This window comes from Thermohalobaculum xanthum (assembly GCF_016623495.1).
In the GTDB taxonomy this organism is placed as follows: Bacteria; Pseudomonadota; Alphaproteobacteria; order Rhodobacterales; family Rhodobacteraceae; genus Thermohalobaculum; species Thermohalobaculum xanthum.
In genome coordinates, this window is the sequence record NZ_JAEHHL010000001.1 from 342,668 (window position 1) to 367,105 (window position 24,438).

The 24,438-nt window shown below is 66.2% G+C and carries 22 protein-coding genes; 20 read left to right on the forward strand and 2 right to left on the reverse strand.

Translation table 11 applies throughout. From position 1 onward, the window contains the following. Nucleotides 1-114: 114 nt before the first annotated feature. Entirely contained in the window at nucleotides 115-2,289 is a 2,175-nt protein-coding gene (gene uvrB / locus H0I76_RS01635; protein ID WP_200606140.1) for an excinuclease ABC subunit UvrB, read from the reverse strand. Nucleotides 2,290-2,442: 153 nt separating this feature from the next. Here uvrB and H0I76_RS01640 point away from each other — a divergent pair, with 153 nt between their 5' ends. The 20 genes from H0I76_RS01640 to H0I76_RS01735 all read left to right on the forward strand — a co-directional run bounded on the left by H0I76_RS01640 (nucleotide 2,443) and on the right by H0I76_RS01735 (nucleotide 21,913). After that, nucleotides 2,443-2,673, forward strand: a complete 231-nt coding sequence (locus H0I76_RS01640) for a hypothetical protein (protein WP_200606141.1) — start codon at nucleotides 2,443-2,445, stop codon at nucleotides 2,671-2,673. A 154-nt stretch (nucleotides 2,674-2,827) separates the two neighbouring features. Beyond that, nucleotides 2,828-3,139, forward strand: coding sequence for an ETC complex I subunit (locus H0I76_RS01645; RefSeq protein WP_200606142.1), 312 nt, complete (start codon nucleotides 2,828-2,830; stop codon nucleotides 3,137-3,139). Between the two features lie 72 nt (nucleotides 3,140-3,211). Continuing rightward, nucleotides 3,212-4,636 (forward strand): mannose-1-phosphate guanylyltransferase/mannose-6-phosphate isomerase, encoded by a 1,425-nt coding sequence (locus tag H0I76_RS01650; RefSeq protein ID WP_200606143.1) that lies wholly within the window; start codon nucleotides 3,212-3,214, stop codon nucleotides 4,634-4,636. Between the two features lie 133 nt (nucleotides 4,637-4,769). Continuing rightward, the gene (locus H0I76_RS01655) at nucleotides 4,770-5,180 is read left to right on the forward strand and encodes an MAPEG family protein (RefSeq protein WP_200606144.1); all 411 of its coding nucleotides are present in this window, start codon (nucleotides 4,770-4,772) and stop codon (nucleotides 5,178-5,180) included. Continuing rightward, nucleotides 5,177-6,523 carry a TldD/PmbA family protein gene (locus tag H0I76_RS01660; RefSeq protein WP_200606145.1) on the forward strand — a complete coding sequence of 449 codons (1,347 nt, stop codon included), beginning with the start codon at nucleotides 5,177-5,179 and terminating at the stop codon, nucleotides 6,521-6,523. The genes H0I76_RS01655 and H0I76_RS01660 overlap by 4 nt, the downstream gene beginning before the upstream one ends. Beyond that, nucleotides 6,516-7,310: a 3'(2'),5'-bisphosphate nucleotidase CysQ gene (locus H0I76_RS01665; RefSeq protein ID WP_325166192.1), complete on the forward strand. Its 795-nt coding sequence runs from the start codon at nucleotides 6,516-6,518 to the stop codon at nucleotides 7,308-7,310. The genes H0I76_RS01660 and H0I76_RS01665 overlap by 8 nt, the downstream gene beginning before the upstream one ends. A gap of 68 nt (nucleotides 7,311-7,378) precedes the next feature. After that, a complete protein-coding gene (locus H0I76_RS01670; RefSeq protein WP_200606147.1) occupies nucleotides 7,379-7,627 on the forward strand; it encodes a DUF4170 domain-containing protein in 249 nt (82 codons plus the stop codon). A gap of 8 nt (nucleotides 7,628-7,635) precedes the next feature. Then, nucleotides 7,636-8,418, forward strand: a complete 783-nt coding sequence (locus H0I76_RS01675) for a lysophospholipid acyltransferase family protein (protein ID WP_200606149.1) — start codon at nucleotides 7,636-7,638, stop codon at nucleotides 8,416-8,418. Then, nucleotides 8,415-9,701, forward strand: coding sequence for a 3-deoxy-D-manno-octulosonic acid transferase (locus tag H0I76_RS01680; RefSeq protein ID WP_200606151.1), 1,287 nt, complete (start codon nucleotides 8,415-8,417; stop codon nucleotides 9,699-9,701). The genes H0I76_RS01675 and H0I76_RS01680 overlap by 4 nt, the downstream gene beginning before the upstream one ends. After that, on the forward strand, nucleotides 9,701-10,693 hold the full coding sequence (gene lpxK, locus H0I76_RS01685; RefSeq protein ID WP_200607776.1) for a tetraacyldisaccharide 4'-kinase: 993 nt from the start codon (nucleotides 9,701-9,703) through the stop codon (nucleotides 10,691-10,693). Before H0I76_RS01680 ends, lpxK begins: the two co-directional genes overlap by 1 nt. A gap of 114 nt (nucleotides 10,694-10,807) precedes the next feature. Then, nucleotides 10,808-11,875 (forward strand): GDP-mannose 4,6-dehydratase, encoded by a 1,068-nt coding sequence (gmd, locus tag H0I76_RS01690; protein ID WP_200606153.1) that lies wholly within the window; start codon nucleotides 10,808-10,810, stop codon nucleotides 11,873-11,875. After that, nucleotides 11,868-12,524, forward strand: a complete 657-nt coding sequence (locus H0I76_RS01695; RefSeq protein WP_200606155.1) for a class I SAM-dependent methyltransferase — start codon at nucleotides 11,868-11,870, stop codon at nucleotides 12,522-12,524. The genes gmd and H0I76_RS01695 overlap by 8 nt, the downstream gene beginning before the upstream one ends. A gap of 8 nt (nucleotides 12,525-12,532) precedes the next feature. Continuing rightward, nucleotides 12,533-13,492 carry a GDP-L-fucose synthase gene (gene fcl / locus H0I76_RS01700; protein WP_325166197.1) on the forward strand — a complete coding sequence of 320 codons (960 nt, stop codon included), beginning with the start codon at nucleotides 12,533-12,535 and terminating at the stop codon, nucleotides 13,490-13,492. Further along, on the forward strand, nucleotides 13,489-14,247 hold the full coding sequence (locus H0I76_RS01705; protein WP_200606157.1) for a glycosyltransferase family 2 protein: 759 nt from the start codon (nucleotides 13,489-13,491) through the stop codon (nucleotides 14,245-14,247). The genes fcl and H0I76_RS01705 overlap by 4 nt, the downstream gene beginning before the upstream one ends. 39 nt (nucleotides 14,248-14,286) lie before the next feature. Continuing rightward, nucleotides 14,287-15,123 (forward strand): glycosyltransferase family 2 protein, encoded by an 837-nt coding sequence (locus H0I76_RS01710; RefSeq protein ID WP_200606159.1) that lies wholly within the window; start codon nucleotides 14,287-14,289, stop codon nucleotides 15,121-15,123. 363 nt (nucleotides 15,124-15,486) lie between these two features. Next, complete coding sequence (locus H0I76_RS01715) at nucleotides 15,487-16,347, forward strand: sulfotransferase domain-containing protein (RefSeq protein ID WP_200606161.1); 861 nt, start codon at nucleotides 15,487-15,489, stop codon at nucleotides 16,345-16,347. Continuing rightward, on the forward strand, nucleotides 16,340-17,647 hold the full coding sequence (locus tag H0I76_RS01720) for a lipopolysaccharide biosynthesis protein (protein ID WP_200606165.1): 1,308 nt from the start codon (nucleotides 16,340-16,342) through the stop codon (nucleotides 17,645-17,647). The genes H0I76_RS01715 and H0I76_RS01720 overlap by 8 nt, the downstream gene beginning before the upstream one ends. A gap of 55 nt (nucleotides 17,648-17,702) precedes the next feature. Beyond that, nucleotides 17,703-18,521 carry a sulfotransferase domain-containing protein gene (locus tag H0I76_RS01725; protein ID WP_200606174.1) on the forward strand — a complete coding sequence of 273 codons (819 nt, stop codon included), beginning with the start codon at nucleotides 17,703-17,705 and terminating at the stop codon, nucleotides 18,519-18,521. A gap of 7 nt (nucleotides 18,522-18,528) precedes the next feature. Further along, on the forward strand, nucleotides 18,529-19,968 hold the full coding sequence (locus H0I76_RS01730) for an oligosaccharide repeat unit polymerase (protein ID WP_200606176.1): 1,440 nt from the start codon (nucleotides 18,529-18,531) through the stop codon (nucleotides 19,966-19,968). After that, nucleotides 19,943-21,913 (forward strand): acyltransferase family protein, encoded by a 1,971-nt coding sequence (locus H0I76_RS01735; protein ID WP_200606177.1) that lies wholly within the window; start codon nucleotides 19,943-19,945, stop codon nucleotides 21,911-21,913. The genes H0I76_RS01730 and H0I76_RS01735 overlap by 26 nt, the downstream gene beginning before the upstream one ends. Before the next feature lie 59 nt (nucleotides 21,914-21,972). Here the strand turns inward: H0I76_RS01735 and H0I76_RS01740 are convergent, their stop codons facing one another. Beyond that, on the reverse strand, nucleotides 21,973-24,432 hold the full coding sequence (locus tag H0I76_RS01740; protein WP_200606180.1) for a hypothetical protein: 2,460 nt from the start codon (nucleotides 24,430-24,432) through the stop codon (nucleotides 21,973-21,975). Between the last annotated feature and the right edge of the window lie 6 nt (nucleotides 24,433-24,438).

Genomic DNA, 24,438 nt, shown 5'->3' on the forward strand with positions numbered 1-24,438 from the left:
CACATCGCCATCGAAGCGTGATGATGCGAGAACGCATTCATATCAATAAGTTATACTGAATTTCACGCGTGAAAGTCGCGCCGCTACGCGGCGCGGGCCATCGGTCTCGCTCCCTCACATCTTCTTGCGGGGCTTCGCCTTGTAGTTCCGAGTGCCCGGGCGCCCGGCGGTCGAGCGCGGCCGCACGGCGTCCGACACCTTGTCCTCCAGCGTGGACTGGCGGGCGAGTGGGTCGTCCGAGATCGCAAGTTCCATCGACTCGAGGCGACGCAATTCGTCGCGCAGCCGGGCCGCCTCCTCGAACTCCAGGTTCTCGGCCGCCTTCATCATGTCGCGGCGCAGCCCGTCCAGCACGGCGGCGAGGTTCTGGCCTCCCTTCGCGGCGATCTTGGGATCGATGGTCGCTGTCACCCGCGACATGTCGGTCTCGCCCTCGTAGAGCCCCTTGAGGATATCCTCGACGTTCTTCTTCACCGTGGCCGGCGTGATCCCGTGCTCGCGGTTGTACTCGACCTGGCGCGCTCGGCGGCGCTCGGTCTCGGCCAGGGCGCGGCTCATCGAGCCGGTCTCGCGGTCGGCATACATGATCACGCGGCCCTCGGCATTGCGCGCGGCACGGCCGATCGTCTGGATCAGCGAGGTCTCGGAGCGCAGGAACCCTTCCTTGTCGGCGTCGAGGATCGCGACCAGCTGGCATTCCGGGATGTCGAGCCCCTCGCGCAGGAGGTTGATCCCGACCAGCACGTCGAAGGCGCCCAGACGCAGGTCTCGGATGATCTCGATGCGCTCGATCGTGTCGATGTCCGAGTGCATGTAGCGCACCCTCACGCCCTGTTCGTGCAGGTATTCCGTCAGATCCTCGGCCATGCGCTTGGTCAGGGTGGTGCAGAGCACGCGGCCCCCCGCGGCGGCGACCTTGTGGCACTCGTCGAGCAGGTCGTCGACCTGCGCGCGCACCGGACGCACCTCGACCTGCGGATCGACCAGGCCGGTCGGCCGGATCACCTGCTCGACGAAGACGCCGCCCGTGCGCTCGAGCTCCCACGGCCCCGGCGTCGCAGAGACGAACACCGATTGCGGCCGCATGGCGTCCCACTCCTCGAACTTGAGGGGCCGGTTGTCCATGCACGAGGGCAGGCGGAAGCCGTACTCCGCGAGGGTGAACTTGCGGCGGTAGTCGCCCCGGTACATGCCGCCCAGCTGCGGGACGGTGACGTGGCTCTCGTCCGCGAACACCAGCGCGTTGTCGGGGATGTACTCGAACAGCGTCGGCGGCGGCTCGCCCGCCTTCCGGCCCGTGAGGTAGCGCGAGTAGTTTTCGATGCCGTTGCAGACGCCCGTCGCCTCGAGCATCTCGAGGTCGAAATTGGTCCGCTGCTCGAGCCGCTGCGCCTCGAGGAGGCGGCCCTCTTTCGTAAGGAAATCGAGCCGTTCGCGAAGCTCGCTTCGAATCGACTTGATGGCCTGGTTCAGCGTCGGGCGCGGCGTCACATAGTGCGAGTTCGCGTAGATGCGCACGCGCTCGAGCTTGCCGCTGCGCTCGCCCGTCAGCGGGTCGAATTCGGTAATGCTCTCAAGCTCGTCCCCGAAGAAGCTGAAGCGCCAGGCCCGGTCCTCGAGGTGCGCCGGCCAGATCTCGAGCGCGTCGCCACGCACCCGGAAGGCGCCGCGCTGAAAGGCGACGTCGTTGCGGCGGTACTGCTGGGCGACGAGCTCACGCGTGACCGCCTGCAAGTCGTGCTGTCCGCCGGCCACGAGATCCTGGGTCATCGCGCCATATGTCTCGACCGCCCCGATGCCGTAGATGCAGCTGACGGACGCGACGATGATCACGTCGTCGCGCTCGAGCAGCGCCCGGGTCGCGGCGTGGCGCATCCGGTCGATCTGCTCGTTTATCTGTGACTCTTTCTCGATGTAGGTGTCCGAGCGCGGGACGTAGGCTTCCGGCTGGTAATAGTCGTAGTAGGAAACGAAATACTCGACCGAGTTGTCGGGAAAGAACGACTTGAACTCACCGTAAAGCTGGGCCGCAAGTGTCTTGTTTGGCGCAAGAATTATCGCTGGCCGCTGCGTTGCCTCGATCACTTTGGCCATGGTGTAGGTCTTGCCGGTTCCCGTGGCGCCCAGCAGCACCTGGTCGCGCTCGCCGCCATCGACACCGGCCACGAGTTCCTCGATCGCGCGCGGCTGGTCGCCTGCCGGCTCGAACGCGGTGTGCATGACGATGCGCCGGCCACCTTCGAGTTTCTCGCGCGCCGGGCGATTCGGAGTCGGCAGCGTGAGGGTCATTCGTTCTCTCCAACCTGGTGCGCAAAGCTATGGAACATGGGGCGTTGGCGCGCAATGCACCGGCGAACATTAATCGAACGTTAATTAATTCGCCTCACGATGGGGTTTCAAGAGTAGTCGCTGATTGACGGCGCTCGCGCTATAGGTGTAAAGATGTTCCTGCAAGCAGCAGATCGCCGCCAGCTTGATGCAACATCCACCCCACCCTCGCTCCCTGCATCAGGTTGGCGGCGTGACTTCCCGAGAAAGCACGGAATTCACGACTCGCAGCATCCGCGAGTTCAGTCGGATATCGAGCGCCACGATCCCGCTTTGGCGGTTTTCCTCGCGCCCGTGATCGGTGCCGGTATCTGGGGCGTTATCCTCTACATGATCTTCGCATGATTGCGTGGCCTGCATGCCGGGATCTATGGCTTGGCCCTCGTGTCGCCATAGCCCCGTTCATGCGGCGTGATGCAACTTGCCTTCCTCTCGGAATCTGGCGATACCTTCCGCCGCAAGGCATCATGCAAACCGAGCAGGCGAGGCGACGGAACCGATGACCGCACGTATCTACCAGCCCGCGAAGAGCGCCATGACCTCGGGCGAGGGGAACACGCGATCGTGGGTGCTCGAGTTCGAACCGGCCGAGCGCAAGTCGATCGATCCCCTGATGGGCTGGACCAGCACGGGTGACATGGGGTCTCAGGTTCGCCTGCGTTTCGCGACGCGCGAGGCCGCCATCGACTATGCCGTGCGCCACGGAATTCCCCATCGCGTCGAGGAGCCGAAGAAGCGCGGCAAGACGATCCGCCCGCTGGGGTATGGCGGTAACTATGCCCACAACCGCCGCATCGCCTGGACGCACTGAATTCTGCGACAAAGCATGATCGCGGCGGCGCCGGGCGAACATTGCGGCTGCGCTCGTGCCGAGGAGTGAGCGATGCCGCATAGCCTGCGCGTCCATCCGGTCATCATGTGCGGCGGTTCGGGCACGCGCCTTTGGCCGGTGTCCCGGAAGGCGCACCCCAAGCAGTTCACGCAGCTCCTTTCCGGCGGCTCTCTTTTCATGCGCACGCTTGGGCGCGTCGCTGGGGCGGGCTATGCGGCTCCGATCCTGCTCACGCATCAGGACTTCCGCTTCGTGGTCGCCGAACAACTGGCCGCCTCGGGTGTGGATGGCGGACGCATCGTCGTCGAACCCGATGGCCGCAATACCGGCCCCGCGATTTGCGCCGCTGCGCTCATCATTGCCGAGACCGATCCCGATGCGCTGATGCTGGTCTTGCCCTCGGACCACGTGCTTCGTGACGATGCCGCCTTTCATCGCGCGGTGGAGGCGGGGTCCAGGGCGGCCGCCACGGGTGCCCTGGTCACTTTCGGGATTCGTCCCGACCGCCCCGAGACCGGATACGGCTACATCGAGCTCTCGCCGGGGGCGGAGGGCGAGGTTCTGGACTTCGCGCGTTTCGTCGAGAAGCCTGATGCCGCGCGCGCATCCGAGATGCTGGCGTCCGGCCGCTATCTCTGGAACTCGGGCATGTTCCTGTTTGGTGCGGGTGCGATCATCGACGCCTTCGAGAAGCACGCCCCGGCGGTCATCGCGGCGGCGCGTGGCGCGGTTGCAGCGGGCCGGGAAGACCTCGACTTCCTGCGCCTGAGCGCCGCCGAGTACCTTGGCAGCCCGGACATCTCGATCGATTACGCGGTCATGGAGCACGTCGCCGGCAAGGTGGTCCCCGTGGAGTGCGGCTGGAACGACCTGGGCAACTGGCGCACGGTCTGGCAGGAAAGCGCGCCCGACGATGCCGGCGTGGTCACCGAGGGCGGCGCGATCGCGCTCGACTGCGAGGCGACCCTGCTGCGATCGGACGATCCTGACGTCCGGCTCGTGGGTCTGGGGTTGCAGGGGATCGTTGCCGTCGCGACCCGGGACGGCGTTCTGGTGGCGAACATGGACCGCGCGCAGGACGTGCGCGAGGCAGTCACGGCTCTCACCTCTGCTGGTGCGCGCCAGGCCACCGAGTTCCCGCGGCATTACCGGCCATGGGGATGGTACGAGACCATCGGCCTCGGCGACCGGTTCCAGGTGAAGCAGATCGTGGTGAAGCCCGGGGCGCGGCTCTCGCTTCAAAGCCATGTTCACCGCGCCGAGCACTGGGTCGTGGTTGCCGGCACGGCGCGCATCACCGTCGACCAGGACGTCCGGTTGCTGACCGAGAACCAGTCGATCTATGTACCGCTGGGCGCGGTGCACCGGCTCGAAAACCCCGGGAAGGTCGAGCTGCGCCTGATCGAGGTGCAGTCCGGCGTCTATCTTGGCGAGGACGACATCGTGCGCTACGAGGACGACTACGCCCGCGGCTGAGCCTCAGGCGCCGAGGCCCGCGAGTCCGCCTCGGCCTTCCCTCTGCCGCGCTTGGGGGCTATGTGGCTGTGCACGGGTCCGCGCATACCCCGCGCGCCGCGAAAAATGATCAACCCGAAGGGCCCCGCATCGCATGTCGGCACTGCCTGTCACCGCGCTCTACGCAGGACTTCTCGGCCTCTGGCTGCTCGCTCTCGCCTATGAGGTGGTGCGCCGTCGCTGGCGCTATGACGTGTCGCTGGGGTCCGGGGGCGAGCCGGAACTGGAGCGGGCGATCCGGGCTCATGGCAACGCGGCCGAGACGATCCCGATCGGGCTGATCCTGCTTGGCCTTGCCGAAGGGATGGGAACGCCGGGCTGGATCCTGCATGTCGCGGGCCTGTCGCTGCTGACAGGACGGGTGCTGCATGGCGTGCATTTCGTGACCTATCCCAAGCCCATGCGCCTGCGCTTCTGGGGCATGGTGCTGACCGTCGGCACCATCGCCGCGCTTTCGGTCGGTCTGGTAGGTCACTCGGCATTGCGTCTGATGGTGGGGGCATGAACGACATCGACCACATTGGCCTTGCGGCTCAGCTGATCGAGGCGGCGCGGCGGGAGGGTGCAGACCAGGCGGACGCCATGGTCGTCAGCGCGATCTCCAGCGCCGTGGGGGTTGCCGGCGGCTCGCTCGAGGAAGCCGAGCGGGCGGAGGCGACGGATATCGGCTTGCGCGTCATTCTCGGGAAACGGCAGGCCAGCGTGTCGTCATCGGACCTGCGTGAGGCTGCCGTCAGCGAGATGGCCGCGCGTGTCGTCGCGATGGCGCGTGCCGCTCCCGACGACCCCTGGTGCGGGCTGGCGGATCCGGGCGAGACCGGTGGAGCGGTCGACGCCGCGTCGCTCGAGCTGTCCGACCCGGCCGAGATGCCGGGCCCGGACGTGCTCGAGGCCCTCGCGCGCGAGGCCGAGGATGCGGCGAGCGCGGTGCCGGGTGTCACGCAGGTGGAGCAAGCCGCGACGTCATGGTCTCGCGACCGTGTCACGATCGTTCAGACGAACGGGTTCTCGGGAAGCTATACGCGCTCGTCCTGCTCGATCGCCGTGTCTGCGATCGCCGGCGACGGACTGGCGCGCGAGCGCGACTGGGCGGCCGAGACGCGGAGGTTCTGGTCGGACCTGCCGAGCCCCGGCGTCGTTGGCACCCGCGCCGGCCACCGCGCGGCGGCCTTGCTGTCGCCGCGCCGTCCGCCTTCGGGCAATTTCCCGGTGATCTATGACGAGCGCGTTGCAGGTGGTCTGATCGGCCACATGCTGGGCGCGATCAATGGCAGTTCGGTCGCCCGCGGCGCCAGTTGGTTGCGCGATGCCATGGGCCGCCAGATCCTGCCCGCAGGTTTCGACGTGATCGAGGATCCGCTGATCCTGCGCGGACGCGCCTCGCGCCCGTTCGACGCCGAGGGGATCGCGGCGGCGCGCCGTAACCTCGTGGAGAATGGTGTCCTGCAAAGCTGGGTGCTCGACCTTGCGACGGGGCGCCAACTGGGCATGCGCACGACCGGAAACGCGCGACGCGGCATCTCGGGAACGCCATCGCCTGGCACCACGAATATCCGCGTCACGCAAGGAAGCCGCACCCGCGACGATCTGGTTCGCGAGATGGGGCGGGGCCTCATCGTGACCTCGTTCATCGGCGCGTCGATCAATCCGACGACCGGGGCCTACAGCCGAGGTGCCAGCGGGTTCTGGGTCGAGGGCGGCGAGATCGTGCACCCGGTCAACGAGATCACCCTGGCGGGCTCGCTTCCCGAGATGCTGCCGACCATCGTGGCCGCGAACGACGCCGATCCCGAGAAGGCGGTGTCTGTGCCTTCGCTGCTGGTCGAAGGGCTCACTGTCGGTGCCTGACGCGCGCGAGGATCGCGACCTGCTCGCCGCGGTGGCGGGCAAGGCGGGGCAGGTGGCGCTCGAGCATTTTCGCACGTCGCTGGCGGTCGAGGAGAAGCCCGGGGGCGCCGGCCCGGTGACCGTGGCCGACAAGGCGGTGAACGAGTGCCTGGCCGAGCACCTGCTGGCTGCGCGGCCCGGTTATGGCTGGCTCTCCGAAGAAAGCGAGGACGACGAAAGCCGGCTCTCGAGCGAGCGCGTCTTCATCGTGGACCCAATCGACGGCACGCGCGCCTTCATTGCAGGCGAAGTGGGTTGGTCCATCGCGGTCGCTGTCATCGAGGCGGGGCGGCCGGTTGCAGCCGCGGTTCACCTGCCTGCGCAGGGCCGAAGCTTCGCGGCGGCGCTGGGCGAAGGGGCAACGCTGGACGGAGCGGCGATCCGCGGATCCGGCCGCGCGATTCTGACCGGTGCGCAGACCCTGGCAGCGCGACCTCACCTCGACCCCGCCCACTGGCCGGGCGGCGCTCCGAGCGTCGTGCGAAGCTTTCGGCCCTCGCTCGCCTGGCGCTTGTGTCTCGTCGCGGAAGGGCGCTTCGATGCGATGCTGACGCTTCGCGACACCTGGGAATGGGATATCGCGGCCGGCGCTCTGATTGCCTCCGAGGCCGGACTCGCGGTGAGTGACCGGGACGGCGGGACGCTCGAGTTCAATCGCCGCAGCGCGCGGCTTCCGGGCGTGATCGCGGCCCCGCCCGCGCTCCATCAGGCGTTCATCGAGCACAGGCGTCCGCGTACGCTCGATTGACGCGCGACCGCGCGAAGGCCAATGTGCGGCGCAACATGAACCGGTGCCGATAGTTACGGGAGCACACAATGGCGCAGCGCCTTCACCTGGTGTTCGGTGGCGAACTCGTCGACCCGCAGAAGTCCGCCTTCCGCGACGTCTCGGCGATCGATATCGTCGGGATCTATCCTGACTACGCAAGCGCCTACGCGGCCTGGAAAGGCAAGGCGCAAGCGACCGTCGACAATGCCCACATGCGCTACTTCATTGCCCATTTGCACCGCCTGCGGGACGAGGAGAAGCGCGACAGCGCAGAAGTTTCCGCTCTCGAGAACTGAGTTCCGGGATGGCAGGCGTCGGTGCCTCGATCCTGCGCGGCCTGCGCCATTCGGCGGTGGGCCGCAGCATCCTCGCGGCGCTTGGGGCGTTCTATATCTGGCTGGTCCTGCGCACGACACGTTGGCAGGTGGAGGGTGCCGAGCATCTCGACGCGCTGCTTCGCCGTGGCGGCGGGTTCATCCCCTGTCTCTGGCACGGCCGGCTCTTCATGTCGCCGACCTGGGCGCCACCGGGGCGGCGCACGGTGGCGATGATCTCGAACAATGCCGATGGCGACCTGATCGCCGGTGTGGTGGGCTGGTTCGGCGTCCACACGGTGCGCGGCTCGACATATGACAAGCAGAAGCACCGCGACAAAGGCGGGCGCGCCGCATATGACGGGGCGGCCGTCGAGCTGACCGGCGCCGACGCCGTGGTCGCAATCACCCCTGACGGGCCGCGCGGCCCGCGGATGCACGCCCAGACCGGCGCCGCGATGCTGGCGATCGAGACGGGGGTGCCGATCCTGCCGGTCGCCTTTTCGACCCGGCGCGGCGTCGTCCTGAAGAGCTGGGACCGCTTCCTGGTCCCTTTCCCCTTTGGCCGCGGTGCGCTCGTCTATGGCCCTCCGCTCGACCCTCCGCCGGCAAGCCTTGAAGCGATCGAGCAATTCCGGCAATCGATCGAAGCCCAGACCACCAGCGTCATGAACCGCGCAGACGATCTGATGGAGCGCGAGCGCGTTCCGGCGGCGGTGCCGCGTCGCGTGCCAAGCGATCCCGGTGCCGGGCAGCCCGGGGCAGGGGGATGACGTTCTCGGCGGCCCTGTCGGCATACCTGATCGCAAGCCGCGCGGCAGGTCTGGTCGCGCCGATGATACTGAGGCGCCGTCTCGCGCGTGGCAAAGAGGATCCGGCGCGGCTTGCCGAGCGCCTCGGCCGCGCGGATGTGGCGAGGCCAGCGGGACGCCTCGTCTGGCTGCATGGCGCAAGCGTCGGCGAAGCCGTGTCGCTGCTGCCCGTGATCCGTGAACTCGGCGCGAGGGACCCCGACCTGCATGTCCTGGTCACGACCGGCACGGTAACCTCGGCGCGAAGATTGGCGTCCGAGCTTCCCGCCTATGCCGTGCACCAGTTCGTCCCTCTCGATACGGCGGGCAGCGTCCGCCGGTTTCTCGATCGCTGGCGGCCGGATCTCGCTATCTGGGCCGAGAGCGAATTCTGGCCGCGGCTGATGATCGAGACCTCGCGCCGTCACATCCCGATGATGCTGGTCAATGCGCGCGTGTCGGCACGGAGCGCAAGCCGCTGGCGGCGCCTTCCCGGCATGGCGCGGATCCTTGTGCGCCTCTTCGACCGGATCGTGACGCAGGACGCCCCCACGCGAGAGCGCCTGATTGCGATGGGCGCGGATCCCGCGCGCGTGCGCGAAGGCGGGAACCTCAAGATGCTGGCAATGCCGCCACGCGTCGACCAGGCCACCCTTGAAGAATTCCGCGACGCCTTGGGCGACCGCCCGGTCTGGCTGGCGGCGTCGACCCATCCGCCCGAGGAGGAGGTCGTGCTGGCCGCGCACCGCCTGATCGCGCAGAGCGTGCCCGATCTGCTCACGATCCTCGCGCCCCGCCATCCAGAACGGGCAGCGGAACTGTCGCGCTGGCTGAGACAGGAGGGGCTCGCGCTTGCGCTGCGGTCCGAGGGTGACCTGCCGACGCGAGAGACCGAGATCTACCTGGCCGATTCCCTGGGCGAGATGGATCTCTGGCTGCGTCTTGCGCCGATCGCGCTGGTTGGCGGATCGCTGGCCGACATGGGAGGGCACAACCCGTTCGAACCCGCCGAGCTGGGCGCGGCGATCCTTCATGGGCCCCATGTCGAGAACTTCGCGCCCGCCTATGCTGTTCTGACGGCCTCCGGAGGGGCGCTGGTCGTGAGCGATGCGGCGTCGCTGGCTCAAGCCGCGAAGACGCTGTTGCTGCATCCCACCCACAGATCGGCGCTGGTCGCGGCTGCGAGAGAGGCGCTCGAACAATCGCGTCCGGATGTCGGCGCGCTGGTGACCGAGGCGCTGGCCCTCCTTCCGAGGTCGGAATGATGCGGGCGCCGGAGTTCTGGTGGGCGTCACCGCGACGGCCGGGCTGGCAGGCGCGGCTGCTCGCGCCTCTTGCGGCGCTATGGCGTGTCGGCGCCGCGATCCGCGCGAGCGGGGATTCGGAAGATCCAGGCGTGCCAGTGGTTTGCGTCGGAAACCTCACAGCCGGCGGCGCTGGGAAGACGCCGACCGTCGTGGCGTTGACGCGCCGATTGCAGGCGCAAGGCGTCGAGCCGCATGTTCTCTTGCGTGGTCATGGCGGGAGCGTCTCTGGCCCTCACCGCGTCGACCCGGATCGCGACGGCGCGGCGGAAGTTGGTGACGAGGCGCTCATTCATGCCGCCATTGCGCCGACATGGGTCTCGCGCGACCGGCTCGCGGGCGCACGCGCCGCTGCCAGGGCCGGGGCGCGCGTCGTGCTGATGGACGACGGATTTCAGAACCCCCATGTGCTGAAGGCACTCTCGATCCTGGTCGTGGATGCCGAACAGGGCTTTGGCAATGGCCGCCTCATCCCGGCGGGCCCGCTGCGCGAGCCGGTGGAGACGGGCCTTCGCCGCGCGGATCTCGTGCTTTTGATCGGTGCGGAGGAGGCCCGGGCGCAGGTGATCTCGGAATGGCCGCAGCTTCGTGACCGCAAGATCGTGGGCGCACGGCTCGTCCCGGTCGCGACCGGCCTGCCGCTTGAGGGAGAGCCCGTGGTTGCCTTCGCCGGGATCGGCCGGCCCGGCAAGTTCTTCGACACGCTCCGCCAACTGGGTGCGCGGATCGTAGCGGCCGAGGGGTTCCCGGATCATCACGTCTATGACGCACGCGTTCTGTCGCGAATGCTGCGGCTCGCGCGTGGCAGTGGCGCGATGCTGGTAACGACGGAAAAGGATGCCGCACGCCTTCCTGCCGCGTTCAGGCGCGAGGTGATGGTGGTGCAGGTCGCGCTCGAGCCGGACGCGTGGGACGTAATAGACACGGCGCTGGATCATCTGACGGGCCATTGATATTGCCCCATTCCCGCCGCGCGGCGGTCATCCTTCCGCTCGGCCAAAGCGCTTGAACGGTTCCCGGCGATATGACAAGCCTCGGCCAAAGCCGATGCCGCGCGCGGGTGGGGAATGACCAAGCGAGCCTTGATAACCGGAGTGACCGGCCAGGATGGCGCATATCTGGCCGAGCTTCTGTTGTCGAAGGGCTACGAGGTCCACGGCATCAAGCGGCGTTCGTCTTCGTTCAATACCGAGCGGATCGACCATCTCTACCAGGACCCGCACGAGCAGGACGTTCGTCTGCTCCTCCATTACGGGGACATGACCGACGCGACCAACCTGATCCGCATCGTGCAGGAAGTTCAGCCGGACGAGATCTACAACCTCGCAGCCCAAAGCCATGTGCAGGTGAGCTTCGAGACCCCCGAATACACCGCAAACGCCGACGGGCTGGGCACCTTGCGATTGCTCGAGGCCATCCGCATCCTCGGGCTCGAGGGGAAATCGCGCTTCTACCAGGCTTCTACCTCGGAGCTCTACGGCATGGTGCGGGAGGTGCCTCAGCGCGAGACGACGCCCTTCTATCCGCGCTCGCCCTATGCCGCGGCAAAGCTCTACGCCTATTGGGTCACGGTGAACTATCGCGAGGCTTATGGGCTGCATGCCTCGAACGGGATCCTTTTCAATCACGAGAGCCCCATCCGCGGCGAGACGTTCGTAACCCGCAAGATCACGCGGGCTGCGGCCGCCATCCACCTCGGGCTGCAGGACTGCCTCTGGCTCGGCAATCTCGATGCGCGGCGCGACTGGGGGCATGCGCGCGACTATGTCGAGGGCATGTGGCGAATCCTCCAGCAGGCCGAGCCCGACGATTACGTGCTGGCCACCGGCGAGTCTCACTCGGTCCGTCATTTTGTCGAGCTCGCCTTTGCCGAGACCGGGAGAACGATCGAATGGGACGGGGAAGGCGTCGATGAAACGGGCCGCTGCGCGGAGGATGGCCACATCGTTGTGCGGGTCGATCCGCGTTATTTCCGACCGACCGAAGTCGACCTGCTGGTCGGCGACCCCGGCAAGGCGCGCCAACGCCTTGGTTGGCAGCATACCGTGTCGCTGACAGAGATGGTCGCAGAGATGGTCACCTCGGATCTCGGCGCCGTCGCTCGTGAGCACGAGCGGAGGGACCGGCATGGATGAATTTCGGGCAGCGCCCGTGCACACGTCGCGCGGCTATCGCTACCACTCTGCAAACGTTAACCCGTCTCACGCCTATCTGCTCCCGGCGGTTCGCAGGCTTCTGTCCCGGTGCGGGTCGGCGGATCGGCGGATCTTCGAGGTGGGCTGCGGCAATGGCGCGGTCGCGAATATCCTCACCGCCGAAGGGTGGGAGGTGACTGGCGTCGACCCGTCCGACGAGGGCATCGCCCGCGCGCGGGAGGCTTACCCCCACCTGCGCCTTGCGCAGGGGAGCGCCTACGAGCCGCTGAGCGAGACCTACGGCACCTTTCCAATTGTTCTGAGCCTCGAGGTCGTGGAGCATGTCTACGCGCCGCGCGACTACGCGCGCGCGCTTGCCGATCTTCTGGAGCCGGGAGGGCACGCGATCATCTCCACGCCGTATCACGGGTATCTGAAGAACCTCGCGCTTGCAGTCACGGGCAAGATGGACGCGCATTTCACAGCGCTCTGGGATCACGGACACATCAAGTTCTGGTCGGTCCGCACATTGACGGAGCTGCTCGCCGAGGCAGGGCTCGATGTCGTCGAGGTGTTGCGGGTCGGGCGTGTTCCAGCGCTCGCGAAATCGATGGTCCTGCTCGCTGAAAAGCCGCGCCGGACGGGGTGAGCCGACGGATGGCGGCACAAGTCTACAGTTTGAAGGGCAAGCGGGTCTGGGTTGCCGGTCATCGCGGCATGGTCGGGTCCGCCTTGTGCCGGCGGCTGGCGCGCGAGGATTGCGAGGTGCTGACGGTCGGACGCGACAAGCTTGACCTGAGGCGCCAGGCCGCGGTCGAGGACTGGCTGACCGGCACGCGCCCAGACGCAATCTTCGTTCCGGCAGCGCGGGTCGGCGGTATTCTCGAGAACTCACGCCGCCCGGCGGATTTCCTCCACGACAACCTCATGATCGCCTCGAACATCATCCACGCGGCATGGCTGGCTGGCGTCGAGAAGCTTCTTTTCCTCGGGTCCACCTGTGTCTATCCGAAGTTCGCCGAGCAGCCGATCGTCGAGGAGGCGCTGCTGACCGGCTCGCTCGAGCCGACCAACGAATGGTATGCGGTGGCCAAGATCGCGGGCCTCAAGCTGGTGCAGGCCTACCGCCGGCAACATGGCTGCGATTTCATCGCAGCGATGCCAACCAATCTTTATGGTCCCGGAGACAACTACGATCTCGCGTCGTCCCACGTGATCCCGGCTCTCATCCGCAAGGCGCATGAAGCGAAGACGGCGGGAAGGCCGTCGATGGAGATCTGGGGGACGGGAACGCCGCGGCGGGAGTTCCTTCATGTCGATGATTGCGCCGACGCGCTGGTCCATCTGATGAAGGTCTATTCGGGCGATACACCGATCAATGTCGGCTCTGGCGAGGACCTGACGATCGAGGAGGTCGCGCGGTCCGTGATGCGGGTCGTGGGCTTCGAGGGGAAACTGACCCATGATCTGAGCAAGCCGGACGGAACCCCGAGAAAACTCGCGAGCGGGGCGCGCCTCGCCCGCCTTGGGTGGCGGCCATCGATCTCGCTCGAGGACGGGCTTGCGTCGGCTTATGCAGCCTTCCTGTCCGGCGAGGGGCGGGGGCTGGTCGCATGAAGATCTCGGTCGTCACCGTCGCCTGGAACGCCGAGGGCACCATCGGGAACACGATCGAGTCGTTCCTCGGGCAATCCCATCGCGACGCCGAATTGTTGATCATCGATGGCGCCTCGACCGACGAGACGCTCGCGATCGTGAAAGGCTACGACGACCCGCGCGTTCGGCTAATCTCCGAGCCCGACGAGGGGCTCTACGACGCGATGAACAAGGGCTTGAGGTTGTTTTCGGGGGACGCGGTCGGGTTCCTCAATGCCGACGACAGCTATCACGATGACGGGGCACTGGCTGCCATCGCCGAGGCGTTGCGCGCGAGCGATGCGGTGACCGGCAATCTTGATTTCATCGCCGACCACGCCTCGCGCAGGGTCGTTCGCCGTTGGCGCGGACGCCCTTTCAGACCCGGCGCCTTTCGGCGTGGCTGGATGCCCGCGCACCCGACCTTCTACATTCGGCGCGAACTGGCCGAGCGGACGGGGCTCTTCGACACCGGCTACAGGATCGCGGCCGATTACGACTACATGCTGCGCGCTCTCGAGCTCGATCGCGGGGGCGCGTCGCCACGCGTCGCGCATCTCGACCGGGTTCTGGTGGACATGTTGGCCGGCGGCACCTCGACCGCGGGATGGAGCGCTTATCTGCGCGGCAATCTCGAGTCCCTGAAGGCGCGGCGAAAATGGCTCGGATCGGGCATCGTCGACGCGGCACTCTTCGCCAAGCCCCTCGGCAAGCTTGGCCAATACGCAGTGCGATGACGTCATGACGTTCGCCTTCGTAACCCGACGAGCCGCGACGTGAGCCGCATTTGCCTGATCGTTCTCACCAGGGACGAGGAGGCGAACCTGCCGTTCCTTCTCGAGAGCGCGCGTGCGCTCGACCTCGACCTGCACGTCGTCGATTCGGGCTCGACGGACGATACGGTCGGTATCGCGAAACGCGCGGGCGCAACCGTTCATGTTCGCGAATGGACGAACCATGCCGACCAGTTCAACTGGGCGCTCGACACGATCGAGACCGATGCGCCATGGACCATGCGCATGGATGCCGACGAGCGGTTTACGCCCGAACTCGTTGACGAACTGAACGATCGCCTGTCCCGGCTCGGATCGGACGTCGGCGGCCTGAACGTCAAGCGGCAGGTCTGGTTCTGGGGGCGCTGGATCCGGCATGGCGGATACTACCCCGTCTGGTTGCTAAGGGTCTGGCGCACCGGGCAGGCCCGGGTCGAGTCGCGCTGGATGGACGAGCACGTGGTGCTGACAGAAGGTCGGGAGATCGCGCTCGAGCACGACATCATCGACGAGAATCACAAGGGCATCGGGTTCTGGATCGCGAAGCACAACGGATATGCGGATCTGGAAGTTCTCGACATCCTCGCGGCGGAAACGGGCGCCACGAGCAACGAGAAACCGTCGGGACAGGCGGCGCATGTCCGAATCCTGAAGGAGCGGGTCTACATGCGCCTTCCGATGTTCTTTCGCCCCTTTGCCTACTGGGTCTTCCGGTACGTCTTGCGGGGCGGATTCCTCGACGGCCTGCCGGGGCTCGTCTTCCACTTTCTCCAAGGCTTCTGGTACCGCTTCCTCGTGGACGCGAAGCTGTGGGAGGCGAGGCGCAAGGGCGGGCCATGAGGACGTGCTGTGCCTCGCAGAAGCCGCGCGATCAACGTCACGGCATGTGAATGAAGGTCTGGCCGCCGTGCGAGATGACGCATCGGGAGCAAGGAACATGGAACCCCGCAAACGGGGCTCACCGGATGGCGCGATCCGGCCTCGGATCGGAAGAGCCCACGATTGCTGCAGATGCGCCGTCATCCAAGACGATCCGCTCGTTGGCATTGGCATCTCGCTCCGATCTCGCGCATAACGCCAACGGCCCGCACTACATGACAGAACAGTGAGCGAGCAGATCGATGGTCGGAACGGCGCACGCGGCAGCCCGATGACAGGCGGGGGAGCAACCGATCGCGGGGGCTGCGTGCGTGAGACGCGTATATGACCCCGGTTCCGGATTTCCTGATCCTCGGCGCCATGAAGTCGGGGACAACGACCCTCTACGACGATCTTCGTTCGAGCGACGAGTTCGCGCTATCGGACATCAAGGAACCCGGGATCCTCGCCACGTCGCGTGAAGACGCCGAGGCTGCCAGACGCTACGCAAGGCACTTCAGCGGGGTTCAGGGCCGGCTGCGCGGCGAGGCGAGCACGATCTACACCCAGCAACCGAAGCATCCCGATGTCGCGGCACGGGCTCGTGCAGTCTGCGGGAAAGACCTTCGCCTGGTGATGATCCTGCGCGATCCGGTGGAGCGCATCCTGAGCCATCTGCGTCATGACCACGCGGCTGGACGCATCTCGGGCGCCGCGGCGGATGAGCTGTTCTCGGAGGATAACCACTACGTTGCTGTCAGCGACTATCCGAACCGTCTTCGGCCGTGGGTCGACAATTTCGGTCAAGAGAGCCTGCTTTGTGTCTCGTTCGAGGATCTCTGCACCCGACGGGACGTCACCGTCGCACGCGTGGTGAGCTTTCTTGGCGGGGATCCGGGGCGCGTGCGTGTGCACGGCGGGATCTCGAATGCGTCGAACGAGGTACGCGCGTTGCGCGAGGGCCGCGTCGCCCGGCTGACGCAGTCGGATCTTTACCGCTATGGCGTGAGGGCTGTCCTCCCCCGGCGCCTGCGCGCCGCCGTCAAGTCCGCCCTGTCGCGCAAATCCGAGGGTATCGAGGTTTCGCTTCCGCAGGACACGATCGCGCGCCTTCGTGACCGTTTCGCGGGGATCGAGGACGACGTGGCGGAAATCACCGGGCAACGGGTCGCGATCCTGCGCCGGGCCGGGGCAAGCAATGGCTGAGGGCCCGACCCCCGAGCACGTCTCCGGCCGGCGGCGCCGGTCGGACTGGTGGCTCTACGCCGCCCGCGGTCTCGTCGTCGCATTGCAGGCGGTGGTATTCCTGTCGTTTGCTGCGGTGATGGCGCCTGATGAGTTCGGGCGATTTGCGTTCGCGTTCGCGGTGGCCCGCATGGCAGCGTCGGGGATCTCCTGCGGTGTGCCGGGATACCTGCTTCGCGAACTCCCCGCTCGGCTTGCGACCGGACGGGGGCCCGTCCCGGCCGCTCAGCTCGCGGTGCTGTCTGTCGGAATTCCGCTGACGATCTGCTTGCTCGCCTGGGTCGCGCTTCGCGATCTGCCCGTCGACTTCATGTCGTTCCGGGAGGTCGCGACCGGCGGCGGGCTGCTCGTGGCGACCGTTCTCATCTTGGGATTTGCGCTTTCGCTCGTCTCCACGGCAGGGACGCTGGTGCGCGTCGGCTCGGGAAGCTTCGCCGGCATGGCCGTGCAGCAGGCGCTACCGTTCGCGGCGATCGCGCTCGCGTTCGTGCCGCGCCTGTTCGGGGTCCGCTATGGTGTGCCGGAACTGTTGCTCGTTGCCGCAGCGCTGCTGCTCGTTTCGACCGCGGGTCTGATCCTCTGGCAGTGGCGACGGCGAACGGGGGTTATCGGCGCCGGCGGCGCACGTCTGGACCTGGGCCGCGCGATGCGCGAGGCAGCGCCATTCTGGGGCAACGGGCTGCTGATCACCATTGCCACGCAGGTCGACATCGTCATCGCAGCGGCGTTCGTCCACGAGGAGGAACTTGGCAGCTACGCGTTGATCAGGAACGTGGCGAACCTGGTCGCGATCCCGCGCATGATCGCGAACTGGGCGATCGCCACGCGCGTGGCGCGCGCCTGGGCGCTTGGTGACTCAGATGCCCTGCGTGAATGTCTTGCCGATGGCCGGCGGCTCTCGACGCAACCGGCCATCGCCGGGGCTGCGGTGCTCGCGCTGACGTCGCCCGGTTGGTTCTACCTCTACCATGTGCCTCTGGACGCGGTTTGGCCCTGGCTGGTGCTGGCGCTGCTGCTCGCGGCGAATCTCGCGACGGCCTTCCTCGGGCTCTCGATCATCTATGCGAGCCAGTGCGGGCTGGAACGCCTTACGCTGTCGGTCAGAATTGGTGCGCTGGTGATCGGATCGCTCGTCGCCGTGATCGGCGGCATGTTCCTTGGCGCACCCGGCGTTGCGCTTGGGACCGTCACCATGACGGTTCTGCTGAACGGCGTCATGAGCGTCGCCGTACGTGCGAAAACCCGGATCGCCACATTCTAGCTTTGATTTGGGTGGACCCTGTGAGCTCGAGCGAGTGCGGCAGGGACAACTGCCGGTGGCAGGCAACGCAACGATGAAATCGATGATCCCGCATCTGCGTGCCGCGATGATCATGTCTTCCGCGAAGGCGAACGATTTCGTCGCGCGGCATTTCCCGTCGCATTGTCCCTTCATCATGCTTGCGGAGTTTCCGCGCTCGGGTGTGAACTGGGTGCGCGATCTGCTCGGCGACTGCCTGCAACTGCCGGTCCCGCGGCACCCGCTGTTTCCCGTGACCTTTCCGGCGATCCTGCAGACCCACAGTCCCGATCCTATCCGAAGCGCCCCTGTCGCCTATGTCCTGCGTGACGGGCGGGATGTGTTCGTGTCGCATTTCTGGCATGCGATGGCGGCGGTCGAAGGTGGCACCGCGTCTCGGCGGCGCGTCCTGAAATACCACCCGAGCCTTGCCGAGGACCACGGCGGGACCCAGCGTCGCATGGTCCGCTTCTACGACGAGTGGCGCCTGCGCCCGGTCGGCACGAGTGCAAGTTGGGGCAAGCACGTTCGCAACTGGCTCGCCCCCGACGATGGCGCGGCAGCCACGATCATCCGCTTCGAGGCCCTCAAACAGGACCCAAGGAGCGCGTTGCGCGAGACGATCGCGGCGCTTGGCATGCCCGTGCCCGAGGATTTCGTCATCGATTTCGCAGTCGAGCGCAACGCGATCGAGCGGCAGAAGGCACGGGCCACGTCCCGGGTCGACAACCTCGCGCGCACCCGGCGCCAAGGCAGCGCCGGCGGATGGCGTGCCGAGATGCCAGCCGATCTGCAGGCCCGCTTCGCCGAAGATTTCGGTCGCGAACTTGCATTGGCCGGTTATCCGGAGGATTGAGAGCGGGATGGTCGCCGCATATCTCGCAATCGCGCTCCTTGTGCCGCTCGTGCCGTTGCTGACGGCGTGGCGCTATGCCTTCGCACCCGGAGGCGGGCCGCTCTTGCTGGTATCCTTCGCGCTGTTCCTCGGCGTGCCGATGAAGGTCGCCTACACCTACCTGTTCGCATCCGATCTCTCGGCGCCGTGGTTCCAGCGGCCGGACAGTGCGCTGGAATATGCGCTCGTCTACATCCTGCTGTTCATGGTGCTCGTGTCGGTGGGATACGCGCTTGGCATGCGCAGGGAGGAACGCTTCGACGCGCGCCCGGTATTGCGCGCTCAGGCGATCGGGCCGCAAGCGACGCTGGTGCTGCTCGTCGTGTCGGTCGCGATGTTCGCGATCGTGCTCGTCCTGCTGCAGTCGCGGAAGCACGGGTTCTCCGACCTGACGGACCTGCTCACGTTCGAGAAGATTGCCGATCTCAACCGTTCCAAGCTCGACATGATCTCGAGAGTCGAGGGTTTCGGCAAATCATATGCGTTCATTTTCGCCTTTCTCGGCGTCATCTGGTTCAGCTTCATCGTCATCGTCTGTTCGTCGCTTTCGGATAATCGAACGCGCAGTCATGTTGCGGCGGTTCTAATTCTTCTGGCGCTGGTCCTGTTCGAGTCGCTGATCCGTGGAAAACGGCTTTCTCTGATCAACATTCTGCTGTTCTTCGTGATTGCCTGCTACATCGTGCGGGGGCACATCTCGACGAAGATGTGGGCAGGTCTCGCGATTACCTTCCCCGTCATGTTCGGGGTCTTCACGGCGATGAGCGTGTTCCGTCATTTCGGCGCGGACAGCGGCGGTATCGGATTGCAGCAAGCCGCGGATATCGCGTTTATGCATGTCTTCCGATCGACCTATTTCACCGACATCAACAATCTCGCGACCATCATGTGGCGCATGGAGGATCATGAACTGCTGATGGGCGAGAGCTTTACTCGTCTCGTCACGTCGTTCATTCCGCGCGAGTTCTGGCCCGACAAGCCTGCCATCTCGGTCGGGATCTTTGTCCGCACCGAGATCTACGGCGTCGGTCGTGCGCTTGGCGGCATCAACACGCCGCTTCCGACAGAAGCCTATCTGAATTTCGGGTGGGGCGGCGTGTTCGTCGGCGTGGTCTACGGGTTCGCTCTCCGTCGCTTCGAGGTGTGGTGCCTGAGCGTCCGCAATGTCGAGCGCTACGGATCGGCCTGGCTCTACATCTTCGTCGTTCTTCCCGTCACCTGGGTCATGATGCAGTCGAGCTTTGCCCTTGCCATGACGGGTGCAATCGTCGCGACGGTGATGGCGTTGGCCATCGGTATTCCGGCCGCGATGTCGGCGCGGCGGAGGGAGCAACTGCGCGGTGCTGCAGCCATGGGCCCGGCCCAGATCGGACGAGGGGGCGATGGTATCACCACTCCGGCCGAATGACGCCGACTACCGTGCCGACATCGATGGCTTGCGCGCCGTCGCCGTGCTCTCTGTCGTGGCGTTTCACGTTGCCAGCTCAGGCCTGCCAGGCGGCTTCGCGGGCGTTGATATCTTCTTCGTCATCTCGGGCTTCCTGATCACGCGGATCATCCTTCGCGAGATCGAAAGCGGGACCTTTTCCTACGCGGGGTTTTACGGGCGGCGCATCCGGCGGATCTTTCCCGCGCTGGTCCTCGTGATCGCCGCGACCCTGGGTCTGGGCTGGTGGATCCTTCTGCCGGACGAGTACGAGTCACTCGCACGTCATGCGATTGCGGGCGCGCTTTTCTCGTCGAACATCCTGCTCTGGCTGGAAGCGGGTTACTTTGACATCGATGCGGCCCGGAAGCCGTTCCTCCATCTGTGGTCTCTGGGTGTCGAGGAGCAGTTCTATATCTTCTGGCCCGTGCTCCTGGCCGCGACGTGGCGCCTCGCACGGGGACGGGTCGCCGTCGTGGTGACCATCGGGCTCGCGTCGTTTGCGGCGAATCTTATGCTCGTCTTGTCCGACCCCGACGGTGCCTTCTATCTTCCCGTCACGCGCTTCTGGGAGTTGCTTGCAGGTGGCGGGCTGGCGATCTGGGAGCTCAGGCGGCGCCGATTCCTGCGCGACGGACAGCTTCTGCCTCAGCCGCTTGCGGATGCGGCATCGCTCGGCGGAGGGGTGCTTTGCATCCTGTCGTTCGTCTCTCTCGACAAGACACTCGCTTATCCGGGATGGGCTGCGGTGGCTCCGGTGCTCGGCAGCGTCCTGATGATCGCGGCGGGGCCGAACGGCTTGGTCAATCGATATGTGCTGGCGCGTCGGCCTGTCGTCTACATCGGCCTGATCAGCTATCCGCTCTATCTGTGGCACTGGCCGCTGCTGTCGTTCATCGCGATCGTGCAGATCCAGGATCAAGAGTTGCGGCTTGTCGCGGAACTTGCCGCGGTGATGCTCGCGCTGCTGGCCTCGATGGCGACGTATCACTTCCTCGAACTGCCGCTCCGCCGGGGCGTCCGGTACGGCCAGGCGCTGAAACTGAGTGCCGGCATGGCCATGGTGGTGCTGGTCGCCACGAGCCTCGTGGCGTCCCGTGGCGCCGCCGAGTTGCGCGGCCCCTGGAACCTCGCAGAAGCACCGCAGGCACCCGCGTCGGACGAGCTGCACACCAGGACATGTGTCAGTGCGCATGGGGACCTGTTTCGTGAGGGGTTCAACCCCGGACGGGATTTCTGTGTCGCGAGCGGATCGGATCTCTCGCGGATGGTTGTTCTAGGGGATTCGCACGCCAACCGGCTCTATTCGGGTCTGTCGCGTGTCGCCCCGCATGGCGTTGCGATGATCGGCAAGCGCGCCTGCATCCCGGTTCTGGGTGGCGACGGTGTTCGCCACGGCAAGCCGCTCGGCTGTGCCACGGCGATGGCGGATATTGCCCGGAGGGTCGCTGCGGCGCGGCCCGACGCCGTGATCCTGCACGGATACTTCTTCCGGCCCTACTGGCAGCCCCTCGATCCGCAAGCGATAGCGGGGCTGACGGACGGGCTCCGCCAGATGCTGGCGGCCCTTTCACCAAGTTCGGGGACGATCGTGATCGTGCTGGGCATGCCCGAATTGCCCTTTCACCCGTCGCGCTGCATCAGGCGGCCGATCCAGGCCGCGGTTCCTGAATGCCGCATGACGCGCGATGCCTACGACCGGCAGAAAGCTCTGACCGAAGCCGGGATCCGGGAAGCCGCGAGCGGCTTCGGCAACGTGCGTATCTTCGATCCGGCAACCGTGCTGTGCGACGACGTCAACTGCGCCGTGATCCGAGACGACGAATTGCTCTACGGTGACACCAACCACCTTAGCGTCCAGGGAGCCGAGATCGTTGCGAGGGCGCTACTGCGGTTCATCGAAGCCGAGGACGTCGCATCGCGCTAGCCGCGGTGCAGTGGGGGAGGGGGTGGGCGGAGCGGCATCGCCGCTCCACCGCCGGCCGGTCACAACTCGACGAGCGAGATCGGCGTGATCGAGCCATTGAACGCATTGGTTCGGAGGTCGAAATCCGATCCTTGGGCGACAAAGCTTGCCTGCAGACCGGTGCCCGTCGTGCTGAGCGTCGCCAGATTGGTCGTCCCCGCCGGGGTTCGGATGATGACCGAGCCCGCGGTGCGCGTCATGTCGTAGGTCAGGCGATAGGCCCGGCCGGCAAGGAGCGCGCCCGGCCACTTCGCAGCATTGCCGATGGTCCCCGCTCCGGTATCCGAAAGGGTCACGCCATTGGCGGACCAGGGGCTGCCGAGCACGAGGCTTTCCCAGCGCAGGAGCCCCGGGTTCGGCGTCTGCACCCCGAACCGGTCGAGGGGGTTGGTCCCGTCGAGGCGAACGGCCTGCATATGGTGCCATTCGATGACGCTGCCGGGAACCAGCCGGCTCTTCAGGTTGCCGCTCGCGGCCCACTTGACGCAGAAGTTGCCGGCGCCATCGTCCACCACGTCGGCCACGATGCCGCGCACGCGAGGGTCGGATTTCAGCCAGACGACAACGCCGGGACGCATCGCGCGAACAAGCGATGGCGTGTCGGTGTCATTGCCGGACGCATCCTTAATGCGGGCGACAAGCGCGTTCCCGTCGCCATCCACTGCGGGGATTGTGGCTTCGCGCAGAAAGCTCGACTCGCCGACCTTCGCCTGTGCGGACGCCTTGATGTAGGTGTTGCCCGCGATCTCGGCATAGGCGCCTCCCCAGTGGCCCGAGACGAACTCGACCGGACCGCGCGTGACGACGTTGCTGAGGTCGAGGCTCGCGATGCGATTCCCACGGATGTGAATACCGTCGCGTGCGGTCACGAGCACGCGCCTCGCCGTGGTGCACCCGGTGATCTCGAGGGTGTTGACCCCCGTTCCGTTGAGGATCGACGCTTGCGACGTCGGCTCGCCCCCTACGATGCAGTCGCGGATCGCGCAGTGCTGGACGATCTTGTCGAGTTCGATCAGCGGACTGACCCTGCAACGCTCGATCACGAAATTCTCTGCCTCACGTGGATCGAGAAAGAAGCCATTCGTCGCGTCGGTGCCCAGGTCGAGGTCACGCAGGACGACATTGCGTGCCTGGGCGGTAAATCGCTGCGAAGTCGAGGCATTGGGGTTCGCGGCAAACCGGAATCCCTCGATCGTCAGGCGTTCGGGATAGTGATGCAGGCTCCCATCGGCTTGGGGGCGGCCGTTCAGCTTGAGGATCCGGGGCTTGCCGAACCGCGTTTCGGGCTCACCAGCCGAGAGGGCGGGGAAACTCGCCGTCGTGATCGCGCCGCGATAGTAAATATCCGGCCAATCGCCATTGTACGCATATGCCAGCGGCCGCTCGAGCGTGATCACGCCGCTTGCGGCATCGACCTCGGCAATCTCGTGCCACTCGAAGTATCGAAGGTTCGGAGAGTATCCGCCAACCTGCGTGCAGAAGCCGTGCAGGAACACCCGGTCCCCCGGCGCGTAGAGCGCAGCGTCCGCTGGTGCCGTCATGGCGATCGTGGTGCTGCCAGCCGCGGCGGTTCCAAAGCGCTGGCCCGCTTGGACGACAAGCGTTGCGGGGAAGCTGGACTGAAGGAAGCCGTTCCCGCGGAATATCCCCTCGCGCGGCAGCGGGAAATAGTCGCTGGAGAAGGGCAGATCGGTCACGTTCTGAAGTGTCGTGCCGTAGCCGGTGAGCCGAAGATCGGTGAGGCCCAATGCCCACTTGTTCGCCGTGTATTGGCAGATCCCCTCGGGGAAGATCCAATGCCAGTGGCGATCCCGGCCCTTCGTAGTGCAGAAGTCCCGCACCGCGGCAAGTGCAGAAGCATTGTCGGTCACCCCGTCCGCGACAACACCGGCCATGCTCAGATAGATCGGGCCCTGGGGCGCGAATTCCCACCAGCCGCCATGGGTCGGGTCCTCGCCCGTGTCGGGCAGGAAGCGATCTGCCGTTCTCAGCTTGAGTGTGTGAGAGGGCTCCTGCGCCACGCGGATATATGGGGCCGGTTGCGGGCCCACCCTCCCAAGATCGAGGAATCGGACCGTGGCTGGCACGTTGAGCGTCGTGGCGGTGTCGACGGATCCTGCGCTTGCGCGGGACATGCCTGCAACCTGGATCGCATCGAGCCGCGCACGGCCGTCTGAATCGAGAATGCCGGCCATGCCGCTTCCGGCCGGCGGGATCTCGATCGTCGCGCCCGTGTCGGAGATGAGGAACATCGACGAGGCGTCGCGTTGCAGCGAGGTGATGCCACCTCCGCGGCGCCCGAAGCTTACGGGGCAGGGCTTCCGGCTGAGCCAGTCCTTCATGCGCATCGAGAGCACTCCATTCGCGTTGGTGTTTGCGCGCATGTTTGGCCCGGTCGACGGGGTGTTGCGCGGTTGCCCGAGGACCGCGCGCATGCCCGCGTCCGGGCCCGGTGCAGGTTGTGACGGGGAGGTGATCATGGTACT